Genomic DNA, 14,237 nt, shown 5'->3' with positions numbered 1-14,237 from the left:
TGGCGCGTAATCGCTTGCGCAAGCGACTACGCACCATGGGTCGATGAATCGCCTTATGGATTGATGGCCAGCTCCAAGTACGCCGCGAACAGCACCAGATGGACGCCTCCTTGGAGTGGCGTGGCCCGTCCTGGCACGACCGTCAGGGAGCTGACCACCACAGTCAGTGCGAGCAGCACCATGTGGGTGGAGCCGAGGCCGAGGACCAGCGGCCCGGACAGCCAGACCGACGCCAGCGCGACGGCGGGGATGGTCAGGCCGATGCTGGCGATCGCGGAGCCGAGCGCGAGATTCAGGCTGGTCTGCACCCGGTCGCGGCGGGCGGAGCGCAGCGCGGCGATGGTCTCGGGAAGCAGCACGAGCAGCGCGATGATCACACCCACGACGGCGTGGTGCAGTCCGGCGGCGGCAACGCCGGACTCGATGGTCGGCGACACCCCCTTGGCCAGGCCGACCACGCCGATCAGGGCGAGGCCGAGCAGTCCCAGGCTGACACCGGCGGCATGGGCGGACGGCGCGTCCGCGTGGTCGTCGGCGGTGATCACCTCGCCCTGCCGGGTGATCGGGAGGAAGTAGTCACGGTGCCGCACGGTCTGGGTGGCGACGAACAGGCCGTACAGGATCAGCGAGGAGAGCGCGGCGAAGGTCAGTTGGACGCCGGAGAATTCCGGGCCGGGCCTGCTCGTGGTGAACGTCGGCAGGACCAGGCTGAGCGTGGACAGCGTGGCGACCGTCGCGAGAGCGGCGCCGGTGCCTTCGGGATTGAAGACGGCCGTGCCGTGACGGATCGAGGCGACCAGGAGGCACAGGCCGACGATGCCGTTACAGGTGATCATCACGGCCGCGAAAACCGTGTCCCGGGCGAGCGTGGAACTCTTGTCGCCGCCGTCCGCCATCAAGGTGACGATCAGAGCGACCTCGATGATCGTGACGGCGACGGCGAGAACGAGGGAGCCGAAGGGCTCCCCGACCCGGTGGGCGACGACTTCGGCATGGTGGACAGCGGCCAGTACGGCGCCGGCCAGCACCAGCGTCACCACGGCGACGACAGCGCCGGGCAGGTCTCGCCCCCAGGTGAGAATCAGCAGGATCGCCGCGAGCACCGGCACGAGGAGCGTCCACTGTGTCGTGAGCGACCTGAGCCGAGCGATCATGCGGTGATCGTCGCAGACCGGGACAGGCCACGCATTCCGGTCCGACCGGCCGCCCGGGCTACTTGAGCTCGCGCATGTCCAGCACGTCGCAGTTGGTGTAGGTGCGTTCACCGATGCTCAACGCGCCCAGTTGCTCCGCCAACTTGGCCGTCTCGGGGTCTTCGCTGTTGCGCATGGCGTCGTCGTACGAGTCGAACTCGAGCACGGCGAGGTAGCGGCGGGGGTTGTCGCGGTCCTTCAGGAGCATGCGGTGCGTGGGGCCGCCGGCTTTGCCCGCGTTGCGCTGGGCGAACTCCTGGAGTTGTTGCTCCATTTCCTCGAGGCGCTCGGTCTCGAAGCCGATGATCTGCACGAACTTCATGGGTGCCTCCACCCGGACGCGGCGTCCCCGGAACGGGGAACGCGCTCAAGACCCAACCAAGCACCGGGAGCGGTGCCCGGCAATTCGCCGCGCACCGCTCCCGGTGATGGTTGTTTCTACGCCCGAAGCGGTCAGGCTTCGATGTCGGCCTTGGGAGCGCCTTCGGCCTCCTTCTGCGCATCCTCGGCCGCCGCCTGCTTCTTCGACGCCCGCAGACTGGTGATCGTGGTCACGATGAGGACCGAGCAGATCACGCCGAGCGAGACGGGGATGGAGATCTCGGGGACGTGGACCCCGGACTCGTGCAGGGCGTGCAGCACCAGCTTGACGCCGATGAAGCCGAGGATGACCGACAGGCCGTAGCTGAGGTGGACCAGCTTCTTCAGCAGGCCGCCGATGAGGAAGTACAGCTGCCGCAGACCCATCAGCGCGAACGCGTTGGCCGTGAACACGATGTACGGGTCCTGGGTCAGGCCGAAGATCGCGGGGATCGAGTCGAGCGCGAACAGCACGTCGGTGGAGCCGATGGCGAGCATCACGACCAGCATCGGGGTCATGACCCGCTTGCCGTTCTGCTGGATCCACAGCTTGGTGCCGTGGTAGCGGTCGGCCACACCGAAGCGGCGCTCGGCGGCCTTGAGGAGCTTGTTCTCCTCGAACTCCTCGTCCTCCTCGTCGGCCCGGGCCTCCTGGATCAGCTTCCAGGCGGTCCAGATCAGGAAGGCGCCGAAGATGTAGAACACCCACGCGAAGCTGGCGATGATCGCGGCGCCCGCGGCGATGAATATCGCGCGCAGCACCAGGGCTATGAGCACGCCGACGAGCAGCACGCGCTGCTGGTACTGCGTGGGCACGGCGAACTTCGCCATGATCAGGACGAAGACGAAGAGGTTGTCGACGCTCAGCGACTTCTCGGTGATGAACCCGGCGAAGAACTCACCGGCGGGCTGTCCGCCGCCGAAGATGGCCAGGCCGAGCCCGAAGAGGCCGGCCAGGACGATCCAGACGATGGTCCAGATTCCGGCTTCCTTGATGGATACGTCGTGCGGCTTGCGGCCGATGAAGAAGTCGACCGCGATGAGGGCGGCAAGCCCCAAGATCGTCAGGACCCATAGGGTCACGGAAACATCCACTGCGCCTCCGGCAGTACGTAACGGCAAATGTCAGCGTCGTCGCTGCCGGAGGTCTCTTCCACCCAAGTGGGCCGACGCCCCGGGATCTGGCCTGATCCGTATTGACGGGTACGCCGCAGTAGACAGGGAGTACTCCCCTCCGCACTGAAAACACTACCTCAATCACCAAGGATTGGTAAAGCGCTTGGCAAAAGAAAGGCCAAAAGACCTGGTCAGATAGGCTTTACCTGTGCTTGGTGCGGGCTATGGCGACCTGGGTGAGCACCTGCTGGAGCACCTCGCTGCCGTGCGGTACGAGGCACGGCTCGTACGTCCACGCATGGCCGACCCACGGGTCGGCGAGGTGGTCGTCGGGTACCGGGGTGAGTCGCATCAGCGAACGCCACAGCGGGTCGAGCAACGGGCCGTAGGCGCTGGCCTCCTCGCGATCGGCGACCATCATCAGATGGACGCCGACGGCCGGGCCCTCGTCCGCGAGGTAGCGCAGCTGAGTCACGGCCCGGTCGTCGAAGCCGTGCGGGAAGTCATTGACGATGAGGAGTTGCTCGGAGGTGTCGAAGCCGGGCGGGAGCGAGTCGGCCGCGCCGCCGCGCACCGCCATCTGCACCAGGTCGACGCGCTGGGTGAGCCGGGCGAGGACGTCCGACACACCGGCCGCCCCGATGGCGGGCGGCGCGGCGAGCACGCCGGTCTGCACGAGCGGTGCGAGCGCCTGTGCTCCCGAACCGGCGGGGTCGATGGCGTGCACGGTGAACTCACCCGCCGGATAGACGGCGAGCAGCCGGGCCGCATGCGCCACCGCCGTCTCCATGGCCAACTTCCGCAGGTCATGTGAGTCGTTGTACACATCGTCCAGCGATCCGGACCTGCCGCTGTCGATCCACAGGCCCCGCTCCAGCGGCAGCCTGACCAGCATGGGTATGCGCAGCTCGGGGCATTCGGGCAGATGCAGGTCGCCGAGGCGCAGGGCCATGGGGATCTCCATCGGCACCCGGTAGCCGTGCCACACCGGGTTGTCCCAGCGGGCGAACGCCAAGGGCAGCGCCGGCTCGACGACTTCGATCTCGGCGGTGAGCTGGGCGAGGTCCCGGTCGAGGGCCGTCCTGGCCTGGTCGACGAGCTGAGTGTGCTTGGCCCGTGCGGTCTCCCGCGCGGCGTCGCCCTGTCCGCCGATCCGGCTGCGCGGGTCGGACAGGACCTGGTCGAGTTCCTTCTCCATCCGCGAGTCGGCGAAGTCGACGGCGCTGCGGTAGGCGGCCGTGGTGCGGGCCAGGTCCTCGAACATGCCCCAGACCTGGTTGTAGAGCCGCTCCTCCATGGACCAGCCGGTCGCGTCACCCGCGACGGGCCGGGCGGGCTGCCCCGGCTGGGCCGGGGGTGCGGCCGGCGGGGGTGGGGGCGGGGCCGCGTTCTGCCGTTGTGGATGGCTGTAGTCGATCGGGCCGCCGGCGCCGGACGCGGACGGCTGGGTGGCGGCCGAGGGGTCCACCGACCCGGTGGGGTAGCCCTGCCGGGGCTCCGGGGCGCCCTGAGCGCCGTACGGAGAGCCGGTCTGGTCCGGGCCGAGGGCCGGTGCGGCCGCCTGCCGGGAGCGGTCGCCGTCCGAGGTGCGCGGGGCCTGCACCGAGCGGGCCACGCCCTGGGCCACCGCTTCGTTGATGCCACCGGCGAGCTGGTGGGCTTGGGACAGGCCCTGGTCGGCGAGCAGCTCGGCGAGGCCGCCGGCGTATCCCTGGCCGATGGCACGCACCTTCCAGGCGCCCTGCCTGCGGTACAACTCCAGGGCGACAACGGCCGACTCGGCCTCCAGGCCGGTGATGGTGTAGCTGGCGATCTCGGTCCCGTCGAGGCCCGTGACCGCGACGAAGGGGGCGGCCACGGCGCCGAACTGGACCGGGCCTCCTACCCCGGAGGGCAGGGCGAGCAGCACACTGACCCGGTGCACGGCCTCCGGCACGGAGTCGAGGTCCACCGCGAGGCGATGGTCGGCGGCCGCCTGCCGGGAGACCTCCAGGCCCGGCAGGGTGGGTGTGCCCGGGTGGGCCACCCACTCGACGCCCCGCACCTTGCCGCGCTCGTCGCTGAGCGTGGCTGCGGCGACGATCGGCTTGCCGGCCGAGACCCGGATCTCGAGGCGGGCCTGGGAGAGCGGGTGGTTCTGCCCCCGCACCAACTCGGCCGTCATGCCTGCGTCCCCCTGTGCTTCATCGTGTCGTGTGCCCCCCGCCGGGCGCGTTACAGGTGCGGCAGGATCGCCGGCATCAGGTCCTGGAAGGTGCGGCCGTTGGCCTGGGTACCCAGGGCCGTCATCGTCCAGCCCGGGCCGTTGCGGTGCACCTTCGCCATGATCTGGGCCGTGTAGGCACCGCCGCCGGCGAGCGTGTAGCGGGCGAGTTCCTCGCCGTTGGTCTCGTCGACGATGCGGCAGAACGCGTTCTGCACTTCCTGGAAGGTCTGGCCCGTGAAGGAGTTCACGGTGAAGACGATCTGGTCGATGTGGACCGGGACACGCGCGAGGTCGACGAGGATCGCCTCGTCGTCGCCGCCCTGGCCGACACCGCCGACCAGGTTGTCACCGGTGTGCCGCACCGAGCCGTCGTCGCTCACCAGGTGGCGGAAGAAGACGACGTCGACCGGCTGCTTGTCCGCGAACAGCACGGCGGAGGCGTCGAGGTCGATCTCCCGGGTGCGCGAGCCGAAGAGGCCGCGCCGGGGAGCCGCCTGCCAGCCGAGACCCATGCGCACCGAAGTCAGGCTGCCGCCGTCGTTCTTCTGCAGACTGATGGCCTGACCCTTGGTCATGTTGACGGTCACGCGCTGATTCCCCTCTCGAGCTGTCCCCTGTTGCCGCGGAATCCGCGGATGACGTGAACCCTACGCAGAGCCACTGACAGTGACGTACCCCGGTCCGCACTTTGTGTCGGTCTTGCAACACAGCGCGTTCGACGCGAGGTCAGGACAGCCCGGCCTCCCGCATCTGGCGCAGTTCCTTCTTCATCTCGGAGACCTCGTCGCGCAGCCGGGCCGCGATCTCAAACTGGAGGTCGGCGGCGGCGGCACGCATGCGCTCGGTCATCTCCTCGATCTGCCCGGCGAGCTCGGCCGCCGGACGGTCGGTCGGCACCGTCTCCTTGGCCTTGCCCTTGGCGGACTTGCCGCCCTTGGCCGTTTTGGCGCCGAGCGAGGGCACGGGGGCCTTGGCCCCCTTGCCGTCCGTCATCTTGCGGTAGCCCGAGCCGAGGAGCTGTTCCGTGTCGATGTCTTCGCGGGCGATCTGCGCGACGATGTCATTGATCTTCTTGCGGAGCGGCTGGGGGTCGAGGCCCCTCTCCTTGTTGTACGCGACCTGCTTCTCCCGTCGGCGGTTGGTCTCCTCGATGGCCTTCTCCATCGCCGGGGTGATCTTGTCGGCGTACATGTGGACCTGGCCGGAGACATTGCGCGCCGCGCGGCCGATGGTCTGGATCAGGGACGTCCCCGAGCGCAGGAAGCCCTCCTTGTCGGCGTCGAGGATGGCCACCAGGGACACCTCGGGCAGGTCGAGGCCCTCCCTCAGGAGGTTGATGCCGACGAGGACGTCGTACTCGCCCGAGCGCAGCTCGCGCAGCAGCTCGACGCGGCGCAGGGTGTCGACGTCGCTGTGCAGATAGCGCACCTGGATGCCGAGTTCGAGGAAGTAGTCCGTGAGGTCCTCGGCCATCTTCTTGGTGAGGGTGGTGACCAGGACGCGCTCGTCCTTCTCGGTGCGCTTGCGGATCTCGTGCACCAGGTCGTCGATCTGGCCCTCGGTGGGTTTGACGACGACCTCGGGGTCGACGAGGCCGGTGGGGCGGATGATCTGCTCGACGAAGCCGTCCCCACGCGAGAGCTCGTACTTGCCCGGAGTCGCGGACAGGTAGACGGCCTGGCCGATGCGCTCCTGGAACTCCTCCCACTTCAGGGGGCGGTTGTCCAGCGCGGAGGGCAGCCGGAAGCCGTGGTCGACGAGGGTGCGCTTGCGGGAGGCGTCGCCCTCGTACATGGCGCCGATCTGCGGGACGGTGACGTGCGACTCGTCGATGACGAGCAGGAAGTCGTCCGGGAAGTAGTCGAGCAGGGTGTTCGGCGGGGAGCCGGGCTCGCGGCCGTCGAAGTGCATCGAGTAGTTCTCCACGCCGGAGCAGGAGCCGATCTGGCGGAGCATCTCGAGGTCGTACGTCGTGCGCATCCGCAGCCGCTGGGCCTCCAGGAGCTTGCCCTGCTTCTCCAGTTCCGCCAGGCGCTCCCCGAGTTCCTTCTCGATGTCGTTGACGGCCCGCTCCAGGCGCTCGGGCCCTGCGACGTAGTGGGAGGCCGGGAAGACGTACAGCTGGTCGTCGTCGCTGATGATCTCGCCGGTGACCGGGTGGAGCGTGGACAGGGCCTCGATCTCGTCACCGAACATCTCGATGCGGACGGCCAGCTCCTCGTAGACCGGGAAGATCTCGATGGTGTCGCCGCGGACGCGGAAGGTACCGCGGGTGAAGGCCATGTCGTTGCGCGTGTACTGGATGTCCACGAAGCGGCGCAGGAGCTGGTCGCGGTCGTGCTCCTCGCCGACGCGGAGGGGGACCATGCGGTCCACGTACTCCTGCGGAGTACCGAGGCCGTAGATGCAGGAGACGGAGGCGACCACGACGACGTCACGGCGGGTGAGCAGCGAGTTGGTCGCGGAGTGACGCAGCCGCTCGACCTCCTCGTTGATGGAGGAGTCCTTCTCGATGTAGGTGTCCGACTGCGGGACGTAGGCCTCGGGCTGGTAGTAGTCGTAGTACGAGACGAAGTACTCGACGGCGTTGTTCGGCAGCAGTTCCCGGAACTCGTTGGCCAGCTGGGCGGCCAGTGTTTTGTTCGGGGCCATCACCAGGGTGGGCCGCTGAAGCTTCTCGATCATCCACGCGGTGGTGGCGGACTTGCCGGTGCCGGTCGCGCCGAGGAGGACCACGTCCTTCTCACCGGCCTCGATGCGCCGGGCTAGCTCGGCGATGGCCTGCGGCTGGTCGCCGCTGGGCTGGTAGGGGCTGACGACCTCGAAGGGCGCCACCGTGCGTTCGATGCTGGAAACGGGCCGCATGGGATCCACCGTACGACCCCCCACTGACAACGCGGCCTGATCACCTGTTCTGCGGGGCGCGGGAACTCCGGCCGCCCACTCTGCGGCGGGTGCGGATCATCGGGCGCCGGGTGGTGTGCGAAAGGGTGGAGTGGGCCGGGATGCCGGGCTTGTTCTCGACGGGGGCCCCGGCAGGCTTCCCCATGATCATGAGCGGGTCGAACATCACCACGACGCCCGCGAGGAGGAGGAAGGCCAGCGGGCCGACCATGAGGGGCGCGAGGATGCCGGCCGGCGAGTCTCCCGAGGTGGGGGCGCTCGCGGTGTGGACGTGGACCTTGAGGGCGGCCATCCCCGTGTAGTGCATGCCGCTGACGGCGAGCCCCATGACAAGGCTCGCCCCCACGCTCCACATGAACCCTCTGACCTGTCCGGCCGCCCACAGGGCGGCGGTGGCCGCGACCATGGCTATGACGACGGACGCGGCCACGGTGAAGGTGTTGTACTCCAGGTTTCCGTTGAGGCGCATTCCGGCCATGCCCAGATAGTGCATGGAGGCGATGCCCAGGCCGGTGATGGTGCCTCCGGTGAACAGAGCCGTTCCCCGCGCGCCCTTGTAGCCGACTATGAAGATCCCGATGCCCACCATGACGATCGCGACGCCCAGGCTGGCGAAGGTCGTCAGCATGTCGTAGCGGATCGGCGCGCCCACGACGGTGAAGCCCATCATCGCGACGAAGTGCATGGTCCAAATGCCGGAGCCGATCGCGGCCGAGCCCAGGGCCAGCCATCCCGGTCTCCAGGACTGGGAGACCAGCATGGACCGCGTGGTGCAGCGCAGACCGAGCGCACCGCCGAGGCAGGCCATCAGGTAGGCCACCAGCGGTGTGACGAGTCCGTAGCTGAATCCGTCGACCGTGCCCTGCATGCGCGGCTGCCTTTCCACCCTCTTACGTCCCGGACCTACATGAAACAAGCCCCCATCCCAGGACCACCGACGAGCGGTCAAGGTTGTGGTGGAGAGTATGTCTCCACCCGGAACGGTCGAACGATTATCCGGCGAAGAAACACGCCCTTGCCGCACTTGTGCGGCACCAGTGAGCGGAGTCGGGCGACTTCATTCAACCTGTGGCCATTCTGTACCCCTCCGCCGTTGACCCTCCGCTGTCACAGTCGATCTGTCCGTGATCGCCTCGACGCGAGGAGTACGCATGCACGCGCGCGCAGTCGCCACCGCGAGCACCGCGGTGGCCCTGGGCACCGCCGCCCTCCTGCTCCCCACCTCCGGTGCGCAGGCCGACCCCGCCGCCGAGCCCCCTACGGTCATCGCGCACCGCGGGGCCTCCGCGTACGCGCCCGAGAACACTCTGGCCGCCATCGACAAGGCGGCCGAGCTGGGCATCGACTGGGTCGAGAACGACGTCCAGCGCACCAAGGACGGCGAGCTGGTCGTCCTGCACGACGACAGCCTGGCGCGCACGACCGACGTCGAGGACGTCTTCCCGGGCCGGGCTCCCTGGAAGGTGAAGGACTTCACCGCGGCGGAGATCGCCCGCCTCGACGCGGGCAGCTGGTTCGACCCCGCCTACGCGGGCGCGCGCGTGCCGACGCTGCAGCAGTACGTACGGCGCGTGGAGCACCACGACCAGAAGCTGCTTCTGGAGATCAAGAACCCCGGGCTGTATGCCGGCATCGAGCGGGAAACCCTCAAGGTCCTCGCCAACGAGGGCTGGCTGGACCAGCGGCACCTCGCCGGTCGGCTGATCGTGCAGAGTTTCAGCGCGGACAGCATCCGGACCGTCCACGAGGTCAAGCCCGACGTCAAGACCGGTTTTCTCGGCACGCCGTCCGTGGCGGCCCTTCAGGAGTACGCACGCTTCACCGACCAGATCAACCCGTCCCACCTCACCGTTTCGACAGGCTACGTCTCCGCCGTCCACGGGTTCACCGGTCCGCACGGCAAGCCGCTGGAGGTCTTCACCTGGACCGTCGACGACGCGCGGACCGCCCGCCGTGTCGCCGGGTACGGCGTCGACGGCATTATCACCAACAAGCCGGACTTGGTGCGGGACGCGGTCGAGAGGTCCTGAGTTCCGCGCGGCCGGGGCGTTGTCAGTGGCGGACCGTACGGTGGAGCGCATGGACAGCCATGGGCAGTACGAGCAGCAGGTCGTGTGGACCGTCGTCGGCACCGACATCGGTCCGCTGCTGCTGGCCGGGACCCGCGACGGCCTGGTCAATGTCGTGTTCCACGCCACGGAGGCGGTGCGCGACAAGGCCCTCGACCGGCTCGGGTCCCGCCTGGGCAGCGAGCCCGTCGAGGCACCTGACTCCCCGCTGCTGGCCGAGGCGATACGGCAGTTCAAGGCGTATTTCGCGGGTGAGCGGCGCGACTTCGAGCTGCCGCTGGACTGGTCGCTGATCTCGGGGTTCAACCGGGAGGTGCTGCGCGAGCTGGCCTCCGGCGTGCCGTACGGCGCGGTCGTCGGCTACGGCGATCTCGCGGGGCGGGTCGGTCAGCCCGGCGCCGCCCAGGCGGTCGGAGTGGCGATGGGCGCCAATCCTCTGCCGGTCGTCGTGCCCTGCCACCGGGTCGTGGAGAGCGACGGCGGCATCGGGGGGTTCGGGGGCGGCCTGGAGACCAAGCGGCGGCTGCTGGCGCTGGAGGGGGTACTGCCCGAGCCGCTGTTCTGAGGGTTCGGTCCCGCGCGGAGGCTGGCCGGGAGGCGGAGCCGGTAGCAGACTCCGCCATGCGTACAGCCACTGGCATCCGAGGGCTCGGAGCCGAAGGGACGGCGATCACGCATGAGCGGAAACAGGGCAGTCGCATATCTCAAGCCGGGCGCGGTGGAAGTGACAACCATCGACTACCCGACGCTTGAACTCCAGGACGGGCCGGGGGTCGCACCCGACAACGTCGGCCGCAAGTGCCGGCACGGAGTGATCCTCAAGGTGCTCGCCAGCAACATCTGCGGAAGCGACCAGCACATGGTGCGCGGGCGGACGACCGCGCCCGAAGGGCTGGTCCTCGGACACGAGATCACCGGAGAGGTCGTCGAACGGGGTCCGGACGTCGAGAACATCGACGTCGGCGACATCGTCTCCGTACCGTTCAACATCGCCTGCGGGCGGTGCCGCAACTGCAAGGAACGCAAGACCGGCATCTGTCTGAACGTCAACCCGGCCCGCCCGGGGGCGGCTTACGGCTATGTCGACATGGGCGGCTGGGTCGGCGGCCAGGCCGAGTACGCCATGGTCCCCTACGCGGACTTCAACCTGCTGAAGTTCCCGGACCGGGACCAGGCACGCGCGAAACTGCTCGACCTGACCATGCTGTCGGACATCTTCCCGACCGGCTTCCACGGCGCCGTGAGCGCGGGCGCCGGGGTCGGTTCGACGGTGTACGTCGCCGGGGCGGGCCCGGTCGGTCTGGCGGCGGCCGCGTCCGCGCAGCTGCTGGGGGCCGCGGTGGTCATCGTGGGCGACCTCAACGCCGAGCGCCTCGCCCAGGCGCGGAGCTTCGGCTGCGAGACCGTCGACGTGTCGCGCGGCAGCGTGGGCGAACAGATCGCGCAGATCCTCGGGGAACCCGAGGTGGACGTCGCGGTCGACGCGGTCGGCTTTGAAGCCCGGGCCCATGGGCCGGATGCTCCGGAGGCGCCCGCGACCGTCCTCAACTCACTGATGGGCATCACGCGCGCGGGCGGTGCCCTGGGCATTCCGGGGTTGTATGTCACGGACGACCCGGGCGGGGTCGACGAGGACGCGAAGTCCGGGACGCTGAAAGTGCGGCTCGGCCTCGGCTGGGCCAAGAGCCACCGGTTCACGACCGGGCAGTGCCCGGTGATGCGGTACCACCGGGGCCTGATGATGGCGATCCTGCACGAGCGTGTGCACATCGCCAAGGCGGTCAACGCGACCGTCATCGATCTTGAGGACGCACCACGCGGCTACGCCGAGTTCGACCAGGGCGCGAGCCGCAAGTACGTGCTCGATCCGCACGGGGCATTGAAGGGAGTACAGCCGGTCTGAGCGTCCGGCAGAACAAGCAGGGGGTGCTCACGCGCGCGTGAGCACCCCCGTCGTGGCCTTGCCGCGAACAGCGGGCCCCTAGTCGTAGTGGCGGGCCTCGATGACGTTCCCGTCCGGGTCACGGAAGTAAAAGCTGCGCTTTGCCAGACCGCGGGCGCCGAAGGAGTCGTACGAGATGTCCGACACCGGAACGGCGCGTTCCTCCAGGCGGCCACGGAGGGCGTCGAAGTCGTCGGCGGCCAGGGCGACGCAGACGTGGTTGACCGGGTGTCCGGCGCTGTCCGCGGCGCCGGGGAGCATCTTCATGCGTTCCGCCATGGTCTGCGGCATCAGGTCGAGAATGGTCTCCTCGTTGAGGCGTACGGAGGGGAAGGGGACCTGGCCCGCTGCGAAATCGGTGAGCCTCAGGGGCTCCATGCCGAGGGTCTTCTCGTAGAACTCGGCCGAACCGATCGGGTCGTTCACCCAGAGAACGACGTGGTCAAGACGTGTGGTGTGGTCCGTCATGCACCCCAGGCTGGTGCTCTCCCCCACAGGCCGCAAGGGTTTGACGTGGCGTGCCGCCCGCCAGAGATGAGGGAAGACCGAACGACAGGAGGCAGGCGCGTGGTGCTGATGGTGTCCGAGGAAGTGCGGGAGGCGGTCGACGCGCGTCGACCGGTGGTGGCCCTGGAGTCCACGATCATCGCGCACGGGCTGCCGCGCCCGCGCAATCTGCAGGTGGCGCTGGAGCTGGAGGCCGTCGTACGGCAACAGGGTGCTGTACCGGCGACGATCGCCGTACTGGACGGGCGGCCCCATGTCGGCCTGGACAAGGAGCAGCTGGAGCGGATCGCCAACGAGGACGGGATCCGCAAGCTGGGCCATCGTGACCTGCCGCTCGCCGTGGCGTCGGGTGCGAGCGGGGCGACCACGGTGTCGGCGACGGCCCTGCTGGCGGCTTCGGCCGGCGTCCGGGTGTTCGCGACGGGCGGTCTGGGCGGGGTGCACCGGGAGTGGACGGTGACGCAGGACGAGTCGGCGGACCTGGGGTTGCTGGCCCGTACCCGGATCACGGTGGTGTGCGCGGGCGTGAAGTCGATCCTGGACGTGCCGGCCACGCTGCAGCGGCTGGAGACGCTGGGCGTCGCCGTGGCGGGGTACGGCACGGACCGCTTTCCCGGCTTCTATCTGTCCGACTCGGGGCATCCGGTGGACTGGACGCTGCGGACGCCGGAGCAGGCGGCGGACGTCATGCGGGCGCAGGACGCGCTCGACGGCCCCGAGTCGGCGCTGATCGTCGCCAATCCGGTGCCCGAGGACGAGCAGCTGGATCCCGAGGTGCACGCGCGCGTGCTGGCCGACGCGCTGCACGCGTGCGAGGAAGAAGGCGTCAGCGGACAGGCGGTCACACCGTTCCTGCTCGACTACCTGGTACGACACACCGAGGGTGCCTCGCTGAGCGCCAATCTGGCGGCGGTGCGCGGCAACGTGCGGTTGGCGGCGCAGATCGCGGCGGCCTGGGCCGGGGCGTGACCGCGGGACCGCAGGGCGCGCTGTTCGTCGTCGGGGACGTCGTCACGGACGTGGTCGCCCGGCACCGGGGGCCGCTCGCCTCAGGGACCGACACGGCCGCGACGATCCGCACGGTACCGGGCGGCGCGGGCGCCAATGTGGCCTGCTGGGCGGCTCATTGGGGCTGTCCCGAGGTGCGGCTGCTCGGCCGGGTGGGCGCGGACGCGAGCGCGTGGCACGACCAGGAGCTGGTCGACAGCGGAGTACGGCCCCACCTCGTGGTGGACCCGCAGGCCCCTACCGGAACGGTGATCTGCCTGGTCGACACGGAGGCCGCGGCCCAGCGGATGTTCCTCACCGACAGTGGGGCGTCGTTGCGGCTCGAACCCGGCGACTGGTCGGCGGCGCTGCTGGACGGGGTCGCATGGCTGCATCTGTCGGGCTACCTGCTGTTCTCCGAACCGAGCCGGGCGCTGGTGGCCGTGGCCCTGGAGTCGGCACGCGCGCGTGGCGTGCCGGTCAGCATGGATCCGGCGTCCGCCGGTTTTCTCGCGCAGCTGGGCGTCGACCGCTTCCTGGCGCTGGTCGAGGGTGTGGACGTCCTGCTGCCCAGCCGTGACGAGGCATGTCTGCTGACCGGCCTGCCCGATGCGGCCGACGCGGCGGCCAAGCTGAGTCGCCATGTCCCACTGGTGATTGCCAAGCAGGGCGAGCGGGGCGCGCTCGTGGCCCGGTCCGGCACCGTGTCCGCCCATGTCCCCGCAACCCCGGCGACACCGACGGACACGACGGGAGCGGGCGACGCCTTCACGGGCGCTTTCCTCGCGACGCTGCTGACGGGCGCCGGGCCCGAGGACGCGGCGGCGGAAGGATGCCGGGCGGGTGCGCTGGCGGTCGAACGGGTGGGTGGCAGACCGCCGGGACGCAATGCCGACGGGGCGAGTGACAGACCACGGGTGCATGACTGACGACGGGACAAGGACCAGAGCACC

At 69.3% G+C, this 14,237-nt stretch carries 13 protein-coding genes; 5 read left to right on the top strand and 8 right to left on the bottom strand.

All coding sequences use genetic code 11. The features are described from left to right. Positions 1-53: 53 nt before the first annotated feature. The 7 genes from OG828_RS36895 to OG828_RS36865 all read right to left on the bottom strand — a co-directional run bounded on the left by OG828_RS36895 (position 54) and on the right by OG828_RS36865 (position 8,647). A complete protein-coding gene (locus tag OG828_RS36895) occupies positions 54-1,154 on the bottom strand; it encodes a calcium:proton antiporter (RefSeq protein ID WP_328503613.1) in 1,101 nt (366 codons plus the stop codon). 58 nt (positions 1,155-1,212) lie between these two features. After that, entirely contained in the window at positions 1,213-1,515 is a 303-nt protein-coding gene (locus OG828_RS36890; protein WP_328366670.1) for a hypothetical protein, read from the bottom strand. 131 nt (positions 1,516-1,646) lie between these two features. Beyond that, entirely contained in the window at positions 1,647-2,648 is a 1,002-nt protein-coding gene (locus OG828_RS36885) for a TerC family protein (RefSeq protein WP_328503612.1), read from the bottom strand. Positions 2,649-2,871: 223 nt separating this feature from the next. After that, positions 2,872-4,833: a TerD family protein gene (locus OG828_RS36880; RefSeq protein WP_328503611.1), complete on the bottom strand. Its 1,962-nt coding sequence runs from the start codon at positions 4,831-4,833 to the stop codon at positions 2,872-2,874. 50 nt (positions 4,834-4,883) lie between these two features. Next, positions 4,884-5,462 (bottom strand): TerD family protein, encoded by a 579-nt coding sequence (locus tag OG828_RS36875; protein WP_210575856.1) that lies wholly within the window; start codon positions 5,460-5,462, stop codon positions 4,884-4,886. 139 nt (positions 5,463-5,601) lie between these two features. Continuing rightward, entirely contained in the window at positions 5,602-7,740 is a 2,139-nt protein-coding gene (gene uvrB, locus OG828_RS36870; RefSeq protein ID WP_210575859.1) for an excinuclease ABC subunit UvrB, read from the bottom strand. A gap of 40 nt (positions 7,741-7,780) precedes the next feature. Further along, entirely contained in the window at positions 7,781-8,647 is an 867-nt protein-coding gene (locus OG828_RS36865; protein WP_328366658.1) for an MHYT domain-containing protein, read from the bottom strand. Between the two features lie 283 nt (positions 8,648-8,930). Here OG828_RS36865 and OG828_RS36860 point away from each other — a divergent pair, with 283 nt between their 5' ends. The 3 genes from OG828_RS36860 to fdhA all read left to right on the top strand — a co-directional run bounded on the left by OG828_RS36860 (position 8,931) and on the right by fdhA (position 11,751). Beyond that, positions 8,931-9,809: a glycerophosphodiester phosphodiesterase gene (locus OG828_RS36860; protein WP_328503610.1), complete on the top strand. Its 879-nt coding sequence runs from the start codon at positions 8,931-8,933 to the stop codon at positions 9,807-9,809. Positions 9,810-9,858: 49 nt separating this feature from the next. After that, a complete protein-coding gene (locus OG828_RS36855; protein WP_328366652.1) occupies positions 9,859-10,413 on the top strand; it encodes a methylated-DNA--[protein]-cysteine S-methyltransferase in 555 nt (184 codons plus the stop codon). Between the two features lie 111 nt (positions 10,414-10,524). Further along, positions 10,525-11,751, top strand: coding sequence for a formaldehyde dehydrogenase, glutathione-independent (gene fdhA, locus OG828_RS36850; protein ID WP_328441196.1), 1,227 nt, complete (start codon positions 10,525-10,527; stop codon positions 11,749-11,751). Positions 11,752-11,829: 78 nt separating this feature from the next. Here the strand turns inward: fdhA and OG828_RS36845 are convergent, their stop codons facing one another. Next, positions 11,830-12,258, bottom strand: coding sequence for a VOC family protein (locus OG828_RS36845; protein WP_328503609.1), 429 nt, complete (start codon positions 12,256-12,258; stop codon positions 11,830-11,832). A 99-nt stretch (positions 12,259-12,357) separates the two neighbouring features. Here OG828_RS36845 and OG828_RS36840 point away from each other — a divergent pair, with 99 nt between their 5' ends. Together OG828_RS36840 and OG828_RS36835 are read left to right on the top strand one after the other, a co-directional pair. Continuing rightward, positions 12,358-13,266, top strand: coding sequence for a pseudouridine-5'-phosphate glycosidase (locus OG828_RS36840; RefSeq protein WP_328503608.1), 909 nt, complete (start codon positions 12,358-12,360; stop codon positions 13,264-13,266). Then, entirely contained in the window at positions 13,263-14,213 is a 951-nt protein-coding gene (locus OG828_RS36835) for a carbohydrate kinase family protein (RefSeq protein ID WP_328503607.1), read from the top strand. The genes OG828_RS36840 and OG828_RS36835 overlap by 4 nt, the downstream gene beginning before the upstream one ends. Positions 14,214-14,237: the final 24 nt, after the last annotated feature.

The organism is Streptomyces sp. NBC_00457 (genome assembly GCF_036014015.1).
GTDB lineage: Bacteria > Actinomycetota > Actinomycetes > Streptomycetales > Streptomycetaceae > Streptomyces.
This window is presented reverse-complemented; position numbering and strand designations above follow the sequence as displayed.

Bases quoted from the DNA above. Each gene is read 5' to 3' on its own strand.
- fdhA (WP_328441196.1), top strand. From the start codon at position 10,525: ATGAGCGGAAACAGGGCAGTCGCATATCTCAAGCCGGGCGCGGTGGAA.
- OG828_RS36845 (WP_328503609.1), bottom strand. From the start codon at position 12,258: ATGACGGACCACACCACACGTCTTGACCACGTCGTTCTCTGGGTGAAC.
- uvrB (WP_210575859.1), bottom strand. From the start codon at position 7,740: ATGCGGCCCGTTTCCAGCATCGAACGCACGGTGGCGCCCTTCGAGGTC.
- OG828_RS36860 (WP_328503610.1), top strand. From the start codon at position 8,931: ATGCACGCGCGCGCAGTCGCCACCGCGAGCACCGCGGTGGCCCTGGGC.
- OG828_RS36880 (WP_328503611.1), bottom strand. From the start codon at position 4,833: ATGACGGCCGAGTTGGTGCGGGGGCAGAACCACCCGCTCTCCCAGGCC.
- OG828_RS36855 (WP_328366652.1), top strand. From the start codon at position 9,859: ATGGACAGCCATGGGCAGTACGAGCAGCAGGTCGTGTGGACCGTCGTC.
- OG828_RS36895 (WP_328503613.1), bottom strand. From the start codon at position 1,154: ATGATCGCTCGGCTCAGGTCGCTCACGACACAGTGGACGCTCCTCGTG.
- OG828_RS36865 (WP_328366658.1), bottom strand. From the start codon at position 8,647: ATGCAGGGCACGGTCGACGGATTCAGCTACGGACTCGTCACACCGCTG.
- OG828_RS36890 (WP_328366670.1), bottom strand. From the start codon at position 1,515: ATGAAGTTCGTGCAGATCATCGGCTTCGAGACCGAGCGCCTCGAGGAA.